General features: G+C 62.7%; 16 protein-coding genes and 1 pseudogene. 15 read left to right on the top strand and 2 right to left on the bottom strand.

The annotated features are described in order from the left end of the window. The 7 genes from J0I79_RS30680 to J0I79_RS30650 all read left to right on the top strand — a co-directional run. On the top strand, window positions 1-221 hold a 221-nt coding region (locus J0I79_RS30680), incomplete at its 5' end, for a 2-oxo acid dehydrogenase subunit E2 (protein WP_292868419.1). Window positions 222-236: 15 nt separating this feature from the next. Next, complete coding sequence (locus J0I79_RS30675) at window positions 237-650, top strand: hypothetical protein (protein WP_292868417.1); 414 nt, start codon at window positions 237-239, stop codon at window positions 648-650. 4 nt (window positions 651-654) lie between these two features. Beyond that, window positions 655-1,290, top strand: coding sequence for an SGNH/GDSL hydrolase family protein (locus J0I79_RS30670; RefSeq protein ID WP_292868414.1), 636 nt, complete (start codon window positions 655-657; stop codon window positions 1,288-1,290). A 16-nt stretch (window positions 1,291-1,306) separates the two neighbouring features. Next, the gene (lpdA, locus tag J0I79_RS30665; RefSeq protein WP_292868411.1) at window positions 1,307-2,752 is read left to right on the top strand and encodes a dihydrolipoyl dehydrogenase; all 1,446 of its coding nucleotides are present in this window, start codon (window positions 1,307-1,309) and stop codon (window positions 2,750-2,752) included. Window positions 2,753-2,851: 99 nt separating this feature from the next. Beyond that, window positions 2,852-3,109, top strand: a complete 258-nt coding sequence (locus J0I79_RS30660) for a GlsB/YeaQ/YmgE family stress response membrane protein (protein WP_027142753.1) — start codon at window positions 2,852-2,854, stop codon at window positions 3,107-3,109. Window positions 3,110-3,246: 137 nt separating this feature from the next. After that, the gene (gene lipA / locus J0I79_RS30655) at window positions 3,247-4,212 is read left to right on the top strand and encodes a lipoyl synthase (protein ID WP_292868408.1); all 966 of its coding nucleotides are present in this window, start codon (window positions 3,247-3,249) and stop codon (window positions 4,210-4,212) included. A 67-nt stretch (window positions 4,213-4,279) separates the two neighbouring features. Further along, window positions 4,280-4,762, top strand: a complete 483-nt coding sequence (locus J0I79_RS30650; protein WP_292868405.1) for a type II toxin-antitoxin system RatA family toxin — start codon at window positions 4,280-4,282, stop codon at window positions 4,760-4,762. A gap of 2 nt (window positions 4,763-4,764) precedes the next feature. On the opposite strand, the gene J0I79_RS30645 is transcribed toward J0I79_RS30650, so the two are convergent. Next, window positions 4,765-5,247 carry a CinA family protein gene (locus J0I79_RS30645; RefSeq protein ID WP_292868401.1) on the bottom strand — a complete coding sequence of 161 codons (483 nt, stop codon included), beginning with the start codon at window positions 5,245-5,247 and terminating at the stop codon, window positions 4,765-4,767. After that, a complete protein-coding gene (locus tag J0I79_RS30640) occupies window positions 5,244-6,473 on the bottom strand; it encodes a bifunctional 2-C-methyl-D-erythritol 4-phosphate cytidylyltransferase/2-C-methyl-D-erythritol 2,4-cyclodiphosphate synthase (protein ID WP_292868398.1) in 1,230 nt (409 codons plus the stop codon). The genes J0I79_RS30645 and J0I79_RS30640 overlap by 4 nt, the downstream gene beginning before the upstream one ends. 241 nt (window positions 6,474-6,714) lie before the next feature. On the opposite strand from J0I79_RS30640, the gene dusB reads away from it, so the two are divergent. The 8 genes and pseudogenes from dusB to J0I79_RS35185 all read left to right on the top strand — a co-directional run. Beyond that, on the top strand, window positions 6,715-7,743 hold the full coding sequence (gene dusB / locus J0I79_RS30635) for a tRNA dihydrouridine synthase DusB (protein ID WP_292868395.1): 1,029 nt from the start codon (window positions 6,715-6,717) through the stop codon (window positions 7,741-7,743). Beyond that, window positions 7,740-8,882, top strand: coding sequence for a nitrogen regulation protein NR(II) (locus tag J0I79_RS30630; protein WP_292868392.1), 1,143 nt, complete (start codon window positions 7,740-7,742; stop codon window positions 8,880-8,882). Before dusB ends, J0I79_RS30630 begins: the two co-directional genes overlap by 4 nt. After that, window positions 8,879-10,339 carry a nitrogen regulation protein NR(I) gene (gene ntrC, locus J0I79_RS30625; RefSeq protein ID WP_292868389.1) on the top strand — a complete coding sequence of 487 codons (1,461 nt, stop codon included), beginning with the start codon at window positions 8,879-8,881 and terminating at the stop codon, window positions 10,337-10,339. The genes J0I79_RS30630 and ntrC overlap by 4 nt, the downstream gene beginning before the upstream one ends. Before the next feature lie 129 nt (window positions 10,340-10,468). Then, window positions 10,469-12,754, top strand: coding sequence for a PAS domain-containing sensor histidine kinase (locus J0I79_RS30620; protein ID WP_292868387.1), 2,286 nt, complete (start codon window positions 10,469-10,471; stop codon window positions 12,752-12,754). Further along, entirely contained in the window at window positions 12,744-14,105 is a 1,362-nt protein-coding gene (locus J0I79_RS30615; RefSeq protein WP_137934862.1) for a sigma-54 dependent transcriptional regulator, read from the top strand. Before J0I79_RS30620 ends, J0I79_RS30615 begins: the two co-directional genes overlap by 11 nt. Window positions 14,106-14,192: 87 nt before the next feature. Then, entirely contained in the window at window positions 14,193-15,056 is an 864-nt protein-coding gene (locus J0I79_RS30610; RefSeq protein ID WP_292868383.1) for a D-amino-acid transaminase, read from the top strand. Window positions 15,057-15,201: 145 nt separating this feature from the next. Further along, the gene (gene hfq, locus J0I79_RS30605) at window positions 15,202-15,447 is read left to right on the top strand and encodes an RNA chaperone Hfq (protein ID WP_006202172.1); all 246 of its coding nucleotides are present in this window, start codon (window positions 15,202-15,204) and stop codon (window positions 15,445-15,447) included. Next, window positions 15,448-15,596 (top strand): annotated as a pseudogene (locus J0I79_RS35185) (GTPase HflX); the annotation flags it as partial.

Here is a 15,596-nt window from a genome sequence, read left to right as displayed (position 1 = left end):
TCAAGGATTTCGCCGCGGTTATCAACCCGCCGCACGCGACGATCCTGGCGGTCGGCGCCGGCGAGGAGCGGGCGGTGGTCAAGAACGGCGAGATCAAGATCGCCACCGTGATGTCGGTGACGCTTTCGACCGACCATCGTGCTGTCGACGGCGCGCTGGGGGCGGAACTGCTGGTCGCCTTCAAGCGGCTGATCGAGAACCCGATGGGCATGCTGGTGTAGGAAGGAAAAAGGGCTGTGCGGACATTCTTCACCAGCCTTTTCGCCTTCATCATTTCCGGGTTTCTCGGCGGGCTAACCGCGCAGGAACTCGCGGTCGCCACCGGCGCCGAGGAAGAATACGTCATCGTCTTCATGTTCTCGGTGCTGGTGACTTTTGTCGTCACCTTCGTCTTCTTCGTGGCCCAGCTGATGAACGATCCGGTCGCGGCCGTGGCCAGGACGGGCAAGTGGACGCTGATTGTGTTTGTGGTGCTGCTTGCTCTGTTGATCGCATTGATCCTCTACAGCGACAGCAGCGCCGCCGTGGTCAGGAAAGACATGCCGATGGTTGCCGGGCTTGGTCTGCCGGGCCTGGTCACGATCATCGTGCATTGGCTGTTCGTACGCTGGCGCGTGCAACGCGGCATCGCCGGTATAAAGGCAGGATAAACGGATGAAAACCGTGCTTTGCTACGGCGACTCGCTGACCTGGGGCTACAATGCCGAAGGTGGCCGCCATGCGCTCGAGGATCGTTGGCCGAGCGTTTTGCAAGCCGGCCTCGGCGACGGGGTGAACGTCATTGCCGAGGGCCTCAACGGCCGCACGACCGCATTCGACGATCATATGGCCGGCGCCGACCGCAACGGCGCCAGGATGTTGCCGACGGTTCTGGCGACGCACGCCCCGATCGATCTGATCGTGATCATGCTCGGCGCCAACGACATGAAGCCCTGGATTCACGGCAATCCGGTTGCGGCCAAATACGGCATCCAACGGCTGATCGATATCGTGCGTGGCCACGACTATCCGTTCGACTGGGCCGCGCCTGAGATTCTGATCGTTTCGCCGCCTCTTGTCAGTCGCACCGAGAATGCCGATTTCAAGGCGATGTTCGCCGGCGGCGATGACGCCTCCAAACAGCTTGCACCGCAATACGCCGCGCTTGCCGATGAAGTCGGCTGCGGCGTTTTCGATGCCGGCGGCGTGGCGCGGACCACGCCGCTCGACGGTGTCCATCTCGATGCCGAAAACACGCGAAATATCGGCAAGGCGCTGACGCCGATCGTGCGCGTCATGCTGGAATTGTGAATCCAAGGAGAAGAACGTGGCTGAGAACTACGACGTCATTATCATCGGCTCCGGCCCCGGCGGTTACATCGCGGCCATTCGTGCCGCGCAGCTCGGCCTCAAGACGGCGATCGTGGAGCGTGAGCACCTGGCTGGCATCTGTTCGAACTGGGGGTGCATTCCGACCAAGGCGCTGCTGCGTTCGGCCGAGATCATGCACTATGCGGATCACGCCAAGAACTATGGCTTGAAGGTCGAGGGTACGGTCAAGGCCGACCTGAAGGCGATTGTCGACCGCTCGCGCGGAATTGCGCAGCGCATGAACGCCGGCGTCGGTTTCCTGATGAAGAAGAACAAGGTCGACGTCATCTGGGGCGAGGCCAAGCTGACCAAGGCCAATGAGATCGTCGTCGCAAAGACGTCCAAGAAGCCGATGGAGCCGCAGGCGCCGCTGCCCAAGAACACCAAGGGCGAGGGCACCTACACCGCCAAGCACATCATCATCGCCACCGGCGCCAGGCCGCGCGCGCTGCCGGGCATCGAACCGGACGGCAAGCTGATCTGGACCTATTTCGAGGCCATGGTGCCGCCGGAGATGCCCAAGTCGCTGCTGGTGATGGGATCGGGCGCCATCGGCATCGAATTCGCCTCGTTCTACCGCACGATGGGCGTGGACGTGACCGTGGTCGAGGTGATGCCGACCGTCATGCCGGTCGAAGACGCGGAAATCTCGGCTTTCGCCAAGAAACAGTTCGAGAAGCAGGGCATGAAGATCCTGCTCGAGGCCAAGGTGGCGAAAGTCGAAAAGGGCGCGAACTCCATTACCGCCCACGTCGAGATGAAGGACGGCAAGGTCGAAAAGATCACCGCCGACCGCATGATCTCGGCCGTCGGCGTGCAGGGCAACATCGAGAATCTCGGCCTCGAGGCGCTCGGCGTGAAGACCGAGCGCGGCTGCATCGTCATCGACAGCTATGGCAAGACCAACGTGGCCGGGCTCTATGCCATCGGCGACGTCGCCGGCCCGCCGATGCTCGCCCACAAGGCGGAACATGAAGCCGTCATCTGCGTCGAGAAGATCGCCGGCCTGCCCAATGTTCACCCGATGGACAAGCTGAAGATTCCGGGCTGCACCTATTGCAGCCCGCAGGTCGCCTCCGTCGGCCTCACGGAAGCCAGGGCCAAGGCCGAGGGCAAGGACATCCGGGTCGGCCGCTTCCCCTTCGTCGCCAACGGCAAGGCCATTGCGCTCGGCGAAGATCAGGGCCTGGTCAAGACCATCTTCGACAAGAAAACCGGCCAGTTGCTCGGCGCGCATATGGTCGGCGCCGAGGTGACCGAACTGATCCAGGGTTTTGTCGTCGCCATGAATCTTGAGACCACAGAGGAAGAGCTTATGCACACCATCTTCCCGCATCCGACGCTGTCGGAGATGATGAAGGAGAGCGTGCTCGACGCCTATGGCCGGGCGCTCAACGCGTGATAGATTCGTCGCAAGAGACTCGGCCGCGAAGGCTGCGGGGTTTCGACGGCGAAGCAGTTCGTTTTGGGATGCATTTTTACGCGCGCAAGGAGAAGGCATATGCACTTGAACGGCGTGGGCTGGATCGCAGCCATCATCATCGGCGGCCTGGCAGGCTGGCTTGCCGAAATGGTCATGAAGAGCAACACCGGCATTTTCATGAACATTATCATGGGCATCGTTGGAGCGGTCGTATTGAACGCCATCCTGCAGGCTCTCAACATTGGCGTCTTCGGCGTCGGCTGGACCGCCTATCTGATCACCGGCTTCATCGGTGCCTGCCTGCTGATCTGGGTCGGTCGCCTGGTGCGCCGCTAGCCGGTATCGTCTCCGGCCATGCGAAAACGGTTGTAGCGGCATGCGCCGCTGCAGCCTTTTTCTTTGGGTCGAAAAGTCCTAGATGACGTAAAAGTGACGACCGCCGGCGAGCGGTCGCAAGCAAAGCCAGGGTTCAGATGGTCACCGTTCTCGACACGATCGCCAACGCGCCGCGCCTGCGGCACCCCGAGAAGGCGCACAAGCCCGACCAGGAGGTGCTGCGCAAGCCCGACTGGATCCGCGTCAAGGCGCCGGTATCGAAAGGCTATGCCGAAACACGCGAAATCGTGAAGTCGCACAAGCTGGTGACCGTGTGCGAGGAGGCGGGCTGCCCCAATATCGGCGAGTGCTGGGAGAAGAAGCACGCCACCTTCATGATCATGGGCGAGATCTGCACGCGCGCCTGCGCGTTCTGCAACGTCGCCACCGGCATTCCGACGGCGCTGGATCCCGATGAGCCGGCCCGCGTCGCGCATGCTGTGAAGCAGATGGGGTTGAGTCACGTCGTCATCACTTCCGTCGATCGTGACGATCTTGCCGATGGCGGAGCGCAGCATTTTGCCGACGTCATCCTTGCGATACGCGCGGCAACGCCTTCGACCACGATCGAGATCCTGACTCCGGACTTCCTGCGCAAGGATGGGGCGCTGGAGATCGTCGTGGCGGCAAAGCCCGATGTCTTCAACCACAATCTGGAGACTGTGCCGTCGAACTATCTGAAAGTCCGGCCCGGCGCCCGTTACTTCCATTCGATCCGACTGCTGCAGCGGGTCAAGGAACTCGACCCGTCGATCTTCACCAAGTCCGGCATCATGGTGGGCCTTGGCGAGGAGCGGAACGAGGTCCTGCAACTGATGGATGATCTGCGTTCGGCCAATGTCGACTTCATGACCATCGGCCAGTATCTGCAGCCGTCGAAGAAGCACCATCCGGTGATCCGCTTCGTCACGCCGGAGGAGTTCAAGTCCTTCGAGACGATCGGCAAGACCAAGGGCTTTCTGCTGGTGGCGTCGAGCCCGCTGACGCGCTCATCGCACCATGCCGGTGACGATTTTGCCCGGTTGCGGGCCGCGCGTGAAGCGCAGCTCCAGAAATCGCTCTGATGCATAAGAGCGAGCTGAAGCGCGGCGCATGACTCCGTCTCGACACCACGCGCTTTAGAGCCGGTTGATGCCGAAATTCGAAGCCACCCGCCGTGTTGCCCACACGCCGCAGCAGATGTTTGCGCTGGTCGCCGATATCGAGGCCTATCCGCAATTCCTGCCGCTGTGCGAAGCTCTGTCGGTGCGCTCGCGCAAGGAACGGGATGGACGCACCATTCTCGTCGCCGATATGAGCATCGGCTACAAGGCGATCCGCGAGACCTTCACCACACAGGTTCTGCTGAAGCCCGACGAAAACGCCATCGATGTGAAGTACATCGACGGACCGTTCAAATATCTGAGCAATGTCTGGCGCTTCGAGCCCGACGGCGCCGGTTGCGCCGTCCGCTTCTTCATCGACTATGAGTTCAAGAGCCGCATCCTGGGCGCCCTTATGGGCACCATGTTCGACCGAGCCTTCCGCATGTTCGCGGAAGCCTTCGAAAAGCGCGCAGACGTGATCTACGGCGCAAGCTCACCCCATTCGGGCCTGCCTGTTTCCGGGTCGTGACGTCAGTCCAGCGCGCGCAACCCGAGCTGCAGCGCGTGCCTGACCGTCTCGTGACGAATGAATTCGCGGCCCTTGTGACCAAACAGCTGGCACTCGGCGACGACCGGTCGTCCGGCCACGGCGATCCCGAACCAGACGAGGCCGATCGGCTTGTCCGCCGAGCCGCCGCCGGGGCCGGCAATGCCGGTGACAGCCAGGGAGAGACTTGCTCGTGAATGCGAAAGCGCGCCTGCTGCCATCTCCAGCACCGTCTCTCGCGAAACCGCGCCATGAGCGTCGAGCGTCGCGGCCGATACGCCGAGCATCTCCATCTTGGCTTCGTTGGAATAGGTGATGAAGCCGCGGTCGACCACGGCGGACGAACCGGCAATGTCGGTCAGGGCGGCAATGATCAGGCCACCGGTGCAACTTTCGGCCGTCGCCAGCATGATGTCGCGTTTCTGGCAGGCCCCAAGCAGGGCGATTGCGAGTTCGGCGTTGCTCATTCGGGAACGTCTCCTGGGAACACAACGCTCGCCGTGGCGATTGCCGCTATGCCTTCCTCGCGGCCGACGAAGCCCAGCTTCTCGTTGGTTGTCGCCTTGACCGAGATGCGGTCGGGGGAAATGCCCAGCATCAGAGAGAGTGCTGCCGTCATGGCCTCCCGATGCGGGCCGACACGGGGCGCCTCGCAGATCAGCGTGATGTCGGCATTGGCGATGCGGCCGCCGCGCTCGCGCACCAGTCCGGCTGCATACTCGACGAACAGCCGCGAGGCCGCACCCTTCCATTGCGGGTCGGAAGGCGGGAAATGCGTGCCGATGTCGCCGGCGCCGCATGTCGCCAGCAGTGCATCCGTCAGGGCATGCAGGCCGACATCGGCGTCCGAATGGCCCGACAGCTTCTTCCCGTGTGGAATGGCGACGCCACACAAGGTCACGTGGTCGCCAGGCTCGAAGGCATGGACGTCGTAGCCGTTGCCGGTACGGATGTCGGGGAAGCGAACGCGCTCGCCGGAAAGTCTTTGGTCGGCCATCGCTATGTCCCGTGCCCAGGTGAGTTTGACATTGTCCGGCGAGCCGGCAACGATCTTTACCGGCATCTGCATCCATTCGGCGATCGCTGCGTCGTCGGTAAAGTCGGATCTGCCGCGATGATAGGCTTCTTCATGCATCGTCATGATCGCAGTGAATGGAAAGCCCTGCGGGGTCTGTGCGGCGTGGAGCCCGCTTCTGGAAACAGTCTCGCTGACCACGCCACCTGCGGATTCCCGCTTCAAAGTATCAGCGACGGGGAGGGCCGGGAGCGCGCCTTCGCGCTCGCCGATGGCCGCAATGGTCCGGTCGATAAGCTCCGCGTCGACAAAAGGGCGGGCCGCGTCGTGAATGAGGACCTTGTCGGGGGCGTGGCTTCGCAAAGCCTGCAATCCGAGCCGGACCGAATCCTGCCTGGTGGCGCCTCCGGCAATTGCGGTCACCCGATCCGCATGAGCACCTACTGCCTGACGGAAAAGCTCATCATCCTCGGCGTGGATCGCCACGACGATCTCACCGATGCGTGGATGCGCCAGGAAAATATCGAGCACACGAGCGATGACGGCGCGGCCGCCGATGCGCTGATATTGCTTCGGACCGTCGGCCTGTCCAGCGCGCGCGCCCCGGCCGGCGGCAACGATGACCACGGCTACCTTGCCCCCCGTGTTCAAAGCCCTGTTGTCGCTTGCGTCAGCCATGCCGATTGGCTTAGCGCACGATCCTGAAAAGTGTAATCGGTTTTCGGAAAGATCGTACGCCAAATCTAAACACACAAAGCGTCCTTTGGCGCCTTGAAGGACGCCCGGTGCCTGCATCGCGGCAAGAGCGGAAGGCCGACATTTTCCCAATTGCGCCTCAATGTGGCGTCATTGCGCGTTGCACATTGTGGCCGATATGGCTAGAGAATGTGCAACGAATGGACATGCTTGGTTTTTGTGCATGGTTAATTTGACCAGATTGTCGGCGCCTCTCGATGTCGGCGGTGTCGGAATCCGCAATCGCGTTTTCCTGGCGCCGATGTCGGGAATAACGGACATGCCTTTCCGGCAGCGCGCTTATGCGCATGGCGCGGGCCTTGTCGTGTCCGAAATGGTTGCCAGCGGCGAACTCGCCAGGGGCAGGGCCGGTTTCGACCTGCGCATACGGCATTCCGGCCTGCCCGTCCACATGGTGCAGCTTGCCGGACGCGAAGCCGTACACATGGCCGAAGCCGCGCGGATCGCGGCCGGCGAAGGCGCCGACATCATCGACATCAACATGGGCTGTCCGGCCAAGAAGGTCACCGGCGGTTATGCCGGTTCGGCATTGATGCTCGACCTCGACCATGCGCTGTCGCTGATCGATGCCGTGGTCGGCTCGGTCAAGGTGCCGGTGACGGTCAAGATGCGGCTCGGCTGGGACGAGGGCGCGCTCAACGCACCGACCCTTGCACGCCGCGCCGAAGAGGCCGGTGTCAGCATGGTGACGGTGCATGGTCGCACCCGCTGCCAGTTCTACCAGGGGAAGGCCGACTGGCGGGCGATCGCGCGCGTCAAGGAAGCCGTATCGATTCCGGTCGTTGCCAATGGCGATGTCTGTTCGCCGGCCGAGGCGGCCGAAATTCTCGACCAGTCCGGCGCCGATGCCGTGATGGTTGGCCGGGCGCATTATGGCGCGCCCTGGATTGCCGGCAGCATTGCCGCGGCTGACGCTGGTGAACCGGCGGCCGACGTGCCGCAAACGCCCACGGCATTGGCCGACTATGTCATCGCCCACTATGAGGACATGCTGGGGCTGTATGGCGTCGCTAGCGGTGTCCGTCAGGCGCGCAAGCATCTGGGCTGGTATCTCGATCGCCATGCCGGTGGCGTCGCCGAAGACAGCCGCAAGGCGATACTGACCGCGTTCGAGCCGGCCCGTGTCACTGCCTTGTTGCGCGACATGCTTTCGCGTGATCCGCAATCCTTGAACCTGCGGAGCGCCGCATGAACGCCACTGTTGGCCAAGGCACCCAAATGGCTGATGCCGCGCAGATCGTGCTGAACACGATCCGCCGCCCGGTGATCATGATCAGCGAGGAAGGGTTCATCACCTTCGCCAATGCCGATGCCGAGGATTTCTTCCGCTCCAGCGCGACGATGCTTGCGCGCAACACGCTGTCCAAGCTCATTCCTTTCGGCAGCCCGTTATTGACGCTGGTCGATCAGGTGCGTGAGCGCCGGGCGCCGGTCAACGAGTACCGGGTCGACGTTTCGTCGCCACGTCTCGGCATCGAGAAGGTGGTCGATCTCTACGTCGCGCCAGTGCCGGAATTCCCGGGCTCCGTGGTGGTGATGTTCCAGGAGCGGTCGATGGCCGACAAGATCGACCGGCAGATGACGCATCGTGGCGCGGCGCGTTCCGTGACCGGGCTGGCCGCGATGCTTGCCCACGAGATCAAGAACCCGCTTTCCGGCATTAGGGGCGCGGCACAGCTGCTTGAACTGTCCGCGTCCGACGAAGACCGTGCGCTGACGCGCCTGATCACCGACGAGACCGACCGCATCGTATCACTGGTCGACCGCATGGAGGTGTTTTCCGATGAGCGGCCGATCGATCGCTATCCCGTCAACATCCATGTCGTGCTCGACCATGTGAAGGCCATCGCCAAGAACGGCTTTGCGAAGAAAATCAAGATATTGGAGGACTATGATCCTTCATTGCCTCCGGTCTTCGCCAACCGCGACCAGCTCATTCAGGTGTTCCTCAACCTGGTCAAGAATGCCGCCGAAGCGATCGGCAGTGACCCGCAGGGCGAAATCGTGCTGTCGACCGCCTTCCGGCCTGGCATTCGGGTTTCGGTCCCGGGCACGCAGGACCGCGTATCGCTGCCGCTCGAGTTCTGCGTGCGCGACAATGGTTCGGGCGTTTCGGAGGATATCCTGCCGATCCTGTTCGATCCGTTCATCACCACCAAGCCCAATGGATCCGGGCTTGGCCTAGCGCTGGTCGCGAAGATCGTCGGCGAGCATGGCGGCATCATCGAATGCGATTCGACGCCGCGTGCGACAACGTTCCGGGTGTTGATGCCAGCCTGGAAGGAGACGGCGCCGGGCGCCGATCAAGACGGTGAAGGAGACCGCAAATGACCGCTCGCGGCAATATTCTCGTCGCCGACGACGATGCGGCCATCCGCACTGTGCTCAACCAGGCTCTTTCGCGCGTCGGCCATGAGGTGCGCGTGACGTCGAACGCCTCGACCCTTTGGCGCTGGGTTGCGGCGGGCGAGGGCGACCTGGTCATCACCGACGTCGTCATGCCCGACGAGAACGCCTTCGACATGCTGCCTCGCATCAAGAAGGCGCGGCCGGAACTGCCCGTCATCGTGATGAGCGCCCAGAACACCTTCATGACGGCGATCCGTGCCTCCGAAACCGGCGCTTACGAATACCTGCCGAAGCCGTTCGACCTGACCGAGCTGCTCAACATCGTCAACCGCGCCCTTTCCGAGCCGCGCCGGCCGAAGATCGACGCACGCCCCGAGGAGCAGCCCGAGACGATGCCCCTGGTCGGTCGCTCGGCGGCCATGCAGGACATCTACCGCATGCTGGCGCGCATGATGCAGACCGACCTCACGGTGATGATCTCAGGCGAATCAGGCACCGGCAAGGAACTGGTGGCGCGGGCGCTGCATGAATATGGCCGTCGCCGGGGCGGGCCTTTCGTCGCCATCAACATGGCCGCGATTCCGCGCGACCTGATCGAATCGGAACTGTTCGGCCACGAGAAGGGCGCCTTCACCGGCGCGCAGAACCGCTCCACCGGCCGCTTCGAGCAGGCCGAGGGCGGCACGCTGTTCCTGGACGAGATCGGCGACATGCCGATGGAGGCGCAGACGCGCCTGCTGCGCGTCCTGCAGCAGGGTGAGTACACGACGGTCGGCGGCCGCACGCCGATCAAGACCGACGTGCGCATCGTGGCCGCCACCAACAAGGATCTGCGCACGCTGATCAATCAGGGATTGTTCCGCGAGGATCTGTTTTATCGCCTCAACGTCGTGCCGCTCAGACTGCCGGCGCTGCGCGAACGCTCCGAGGATGTGCCCGATCTCGTGCGGCATTTCTTCAAGCTCGGCGAGATGGAAGGGCTGCAGACCAAGCGCATTTCCTCGGGCGGCATCGAACTGATGAAGCGCTATCCCTGGCCGGGCAATGTGCGTGAACTGGAAAACCTCGTGCGCCGGCTGGCCGCGCTTTATTCGCAGGACGAGATTTCCGCCGAAATCATCGAGGCGGAACTCAAGACCGGCGAGCGCCCCGTGGTGCCCGGTGCAGGCAACCTCATTCCCGACGACCTGTCGATCGGCCAGGCGGTGGAACACTTCCTGCAGCGCTATTTTGCCTCGTTTGCCGGCGAACTGCCGCCGGCCGGCCTCTATCAGCGGATTCTTGCCGAAGTCGAATATCCGCTGGTGCTGGCGTCGATGACGGCGACCCGCGGCAACCAGATCAAGGCCGCGGAATTGCTTGGCCTCAACCGCAATACGCTGCGCAAGAAGATTCGCGAGCTGGGCGTCAATGTCTACAAATCGTCACGGACAGGCTGAGCTCTGACCTGATGTCGCCGTTTTTCGGGGGATCGAGCGGCTAAAGATTTCCGCTCGGGACACACTTGTTGCATAATCGCCACAATGCGTTGCATAGATCGGACGCAATTACTGGCTCTAGACGGCGACATGGCTCCGCAGGCACCTGGACTCAACCAACCGCTTTTCAGCGAACCCGGCACACGCGACGGGCGCAGACTACTGGCGCTGCCGGGTGTGGTGGCCATCGTCGGCGCGCTGATCATGGCGGCCATTTCGTTCGCGATTCTGGTGGGAGCGACACCGATCGCGCCGGATGCCAATACGACCTGGGCGCTGATCGCGCTCAACGCAGCCTTCGTCGTCTTCCTCATTGCCTTGATCGGCCGCGAAGTGCACCGGATCGCAATGGCGCGACGTCATGGCAAGGCGGCTTCGCGGCTGCACATCCGCATCGTCACCATGTTCGCACTGGTCGCCGCCATTCCGGCCATCATGGTAGCGATCATCGCCTCCATCACGCTCGACATCGGTCTTGATCGCTGGTTCCAGATCCGCACCAAGACGATCGTCAATTCGTCACTCTCGATCGCGGATGCCTATGTCCAGGAGAATGCCCGCAACCTGCAGGGCACGACGCTGTCGATGGCCTATGATCTCGATGCGTCGCGCACGCTCTATGGCCTTGATCGGACAGGCTTTCTCGACCTGATGAACAAGGAAGCCGTGGGCCGGTCGCTGGCCCACGCCGCGCTCATCAAACCGGACGGTTCGTTCGTGATGAGCGCGAAGACCGATGCCGATTTCGCCATGCCGGAGCCGCCGGAAGGCGCGGTTTCGAGCGCCACCGACGGCCGGCCGGTGCTGATCGAGCCACGCACGCGCAACATCATGGGCGCCATCGTCAAGTTGCGCGAGATCGAGGGGCTTTACCTCTACACCATCCGGCTGGTCGACCCCGAGGTGATCAAGGCGCGGCAGATCGTCAGGTCCAACACCGACGAGTACCGCAACCTCGAGGACAACAGGCGCACCTCGCAGGTGGCCTTCGCGCTGCCCTATCTGTCGCTGACGCTGATCATCATCCTGTCGGCGATCTGGACCGGCATTGCCGTCGCCGACCGGCTGGTACGGCCGATCCGCCAGTTGATAGGCGCTGCCGACGAGGTGGCGACCGGCAATCTCGACGTCGCCGTTCCCGTCAGGCCGTCGGACGGCGATGTCGCCTCGCTTGGCGATACGTTCAACAAGATGTTGCTGGAGCTCAAATCACAGCGGAACGAAATCCTGTCGGCCAAGGACCTGATCGACGAGCGTCGGCGCTTCTCCGAAGCCGTGCTTGCCGGCGTCACCGCCGGCGTCATCGGTGTCGATCCCTATGGCACCATCACCATCGTCAACCGTTCGGCCGAATCGATGCTGGCCATTTCCGCCACCGCGGCCCTCGGCCAGAACCTTTCCGCCATTCTGCCGCATGTCGGCCGCGTCTTCGAGATCGGCCGCAAGTCAGGCAAGCCCGTCTATCGCGAGCAGGTGACGTTCTATCGGGCGGGCACCGAGCGGACCTTCAACGTGCAGATCACCATCGAGGCCGGCGACGACGGTTCCGAGGAGAAATCCTATGTCGTGACCGTGGACGACATCACCGACCTCGTTCAGGCCCAGCGCTCGTCCGCCTGGGCCGACGTGGCGCGGCGCATTGCCCATGAGATCAAGAACCCGCTGACGCCGATCCAGCTGTCGGCCGAACGCATAAAACGTCGCTACGGCAAGGTCATTACCGAGGATCGCGAGGTTTTCGACCAGTGCACGGATACCATTATCCGCCAAGTGGAGGACATCGGCCGCATGGTCGATGAGTTCTCCGCCTTCGCGCGGATGCCCAAGCCGGAGATGAAGGCCATCGACCTGCGCGAGTCCTTGCGCGAGGCCTCGTTCCTGGTCGAGGTCAGCCGTGCCGACATCACATTCGAACGGATGTTTGGCAACGAGCCGCTCAAGGGTACGTTCGACAGTCGCCTGATGGCGCAGGCTTTCGGCAACGTGATCAAGAATGCCGCCGAGGCCATCGACGGACTGGAACAGAATGACGGTTCGCACGGCATAATCCGGATTCAAGCCGCCCGTCAGAATGGCGCGATTCGAATCGACGTCATCGACAATGGCAAAGGCCTGCCGCGCGAGAATCGCCAACGGCTACTGGAGCCCTATATGACGACGCGAGAGAAGGGGACCGGGCTCGGTCTGGCGATCGTCAAGAAGATCGTGGAGGACCATGGCGGCAAGCTGGAACTTCACGATGCGCCCGAGGATTTTCATGGCGGGCGCGGCGCGATGATCAGCATCATCCTGCCGCCGGCGGCAGCCGCGCCACCGCGCGGCGAAAGCAGGCCGGAACACGAACGAGAAACTGAAAAGGTCGGTAATGGCGTCTGATATCCTGATCGTCGATGACGAGGAAGACATCCGTGAACTCGTCGCGGGCATCCTGAGTGACGAGGGTCACGAAACCCGGACGGCATTCGATGCCGACAGTGCGCTGGCGGCCATTGCCGACCGGGCCCCGCGTTTGATTTTCCTCGACATCTGGCTGCAGGGCTCGCGCCTGGACGGCTTGGCCCTGCTCGACGAAATCAAGACCATGCACCCGACCTTGCCGGTGGTGATGATCTCGGGCCACGGCAACATCGAAACGGCGGTGTCGGCCATCCGTCGCGGCGCCTATGATTTCATCGAGAAGCCGTTCAAGGCCGACAGGCTGATCCTGATTGCCGAACGCGCGCTCGAGACCTCGAAATTGCGCCGCGAGGTCTCCGACCTCAAGCAACGCAGCGGTGAAACCTTCGACCTGATCGGCATGTCGTCGGCCATGAGCCAGTTGCGACAGACCATCGAGCGTGTCGCGCCGACCAACAGCCGCGTGATGATCGTCGGCCCCTCCGGCTCCGGCAAGGAACTGGCGGCGCGCGCCATCCATACGCTGTCGTCGCGCAAGGGCGGACCATTCGTGACGCTGAGCGCCGCCAACATCACGCCCGAACGCATGGAGATCGAACTGTTCGGCACGGAATCGAACGGCGTCGAGCGCAAGGTGGGTGCGCTGGAGGAAGCCCATCGCGGCATTCTCTACATCGACGAAGTGGCCGACATGCCGCGCGAGACGCAGAACAAGATTCTGCGCGTGCTGGTCGAGCAGCAATTCGAGCGGGTAGGGGGCACCAAGCGGGTCAAGGTCGACGTCCGCATCATCTCCTCGACCTCGCAGAACCTGGAAGCCATGATCGCCGACGGACGCTTCCGCGAGGATCTCTATCACCGCCTGGCGGTGGTTCCGGTCATGGTGCCGGGACTGGCCGAGCGGCGCGAGGACATCCCCTATCTCGTCGACAATTTCATGAAGCAGATCGCCCGCCAGGCCGGCATCAAGCCACGCCGCATCGGCGACGACGCGCTTGCCGTGCTGCAGGCGCATAACTGGCCCGGCAATGTTCGCCAACTACGCAACAATGTCGAGCGGCTGATGATCCTGGCGCGCGGCGATGACGTCGATTCGCCGATTACCGCGGACCTGCTGCCGTCCGAGATCGGCGATGTCATGCCACGCACGCCGAATCAGTCCGACCAGCACATCATGGCGCTGCCGCTGCGTGAGGCGCGTGAACAGTTCGAGAAGGACTATCTGATCGCGCAGATCAACCGCTTCGGCGGCAACATCTCCAAGACCGCCGAGTTCATCGGCATGGAGCGGTCGGCGCTGCACCGCAAGCTGAAGTCGCTGGGCGTCTGATCGGGCGCCCGGTGGCCCACGCGATTGTCCGTTACGGTCGAGGCGGAATCGCCTAAACAGGCCCAAGCAAATCCCCTGAGGTGACCAATGCCGCGCATTGCCTATGTGAACGGGCGCTACGTCGCTCATGCCGATGCCGCCGTGCATATCGAGGATCGCGGCTATCAGTTCGCCGACGGCGTCTACGAGGTCTGCGAGGTGGCGCGGGGTTTCATCGTCGACATGCCGCGCCACCTGGCCCGTCTCAACCGCTCGCTGACCGAGCTGTCGATCGGCTGGCCGGTGACGCGCAACGTGCTGCCGCTGATTTTGCGCGAAGTCGTCAACCGCAACCATGTCGTCAATGGCCTGGTCTACGTCCAGGTCACGCGCGGCGTTGCCAGCCGTGAGTTTGTCTTCCCGTCGACCGACACCAAGCCGGCTCTTGTTGTGACGGCCCGCAAGGCCGATCCCGCCGCCGGTGCGAAACGGGCTGAGACCGGCATAGCGGTGCTTACCGTGCCGGAGAATCGCTGGGACCGCGTCGACATAAAAAGCGTCGGGCTGCTGCCCAACGTGCTGGCCAAGCAGAGGGCCAAGGAGGCCGGGGCCCAGGAAGCATGGTTCGTCGACACCGACGGCAACGTCAAGGAAGGCGGCTCGTCCAATGCCTGGATCGTCACCCGGGATGGCGTTCTGGTCACGAGACCGGCCGATCACGGGATTTTGCGCGGCATTACCCGCACGACTATGTTCGAAGTGGCGGCAAAGCTCGGCCTCAAGATCGAGGAGCGCGGCTTTTCCGTTGCCGAGGCCAAGGCGGCACGCGAGGCCTTCATCAGTTCGGCGACCACGATTGCCATGCCCGTGGTGTCCATCGATGGCGATCCGGTTGCCAATGGACACCCCGGCTCACTAACACTTTCGTTGCGGCAGGCCTTTTTTGACATTGCGGAAAAAAGTCCAGCCTGATAACCGCACAGGTGGAATGAACATCAATATATCTCGTTCTGCTTGTCGTTACTGACGGCAAGACGGTGTTTGCACGCTTGACATGTGCCCGACAATTTGGCGCATTGGCTTGCAAACCGAAGGGGATCGGCGAAAGACAAGAACAATGGCGGAACGATCGCAAAACCTTCAGGACCTGTTCCTGAATTCAGTTCGCAAGAGCAAGAACCCGCTCACCATCTTCCTGATCAACGGCGTGAAGCTGACCGGCGTGGTCACTTCGTTCGACAATTTCTGCGTGCTGCTGCGCCGTGACGGTCACTCCCAGCTCGTCTACAAGCACGCCATTTCCACGATCATGCCGAGCCAGCCGGTTCAGATGTTCGATGGCGAGGAAAGCCAGGGCGCCTGATTGGCACGTGAGAAGGACGCGGACGGCACGGTTCGCGGAAAACCAGCAAATCAACCCGGGACGGAAGCCAAGGGTCCGCCCCGGGCTGTCGTTATTGTGCCGGTACTTACCCGGCAGCCGCGCGGCGAGGACGATACCAGCCGGCCGCG

This window comes from Mesorhizobium sp. (assembly GCF_017306585.1).
GTDB lineage: Bacteria > Pseudomonadota > Alphaproteobacteria > Rhizobiales > Rhizobiaceae > Mesorhizobium.
Note: the sequence above shows the minus strand (reverse complement) of the source record. Positions and strands in the feature narration are given on the sequence as shown.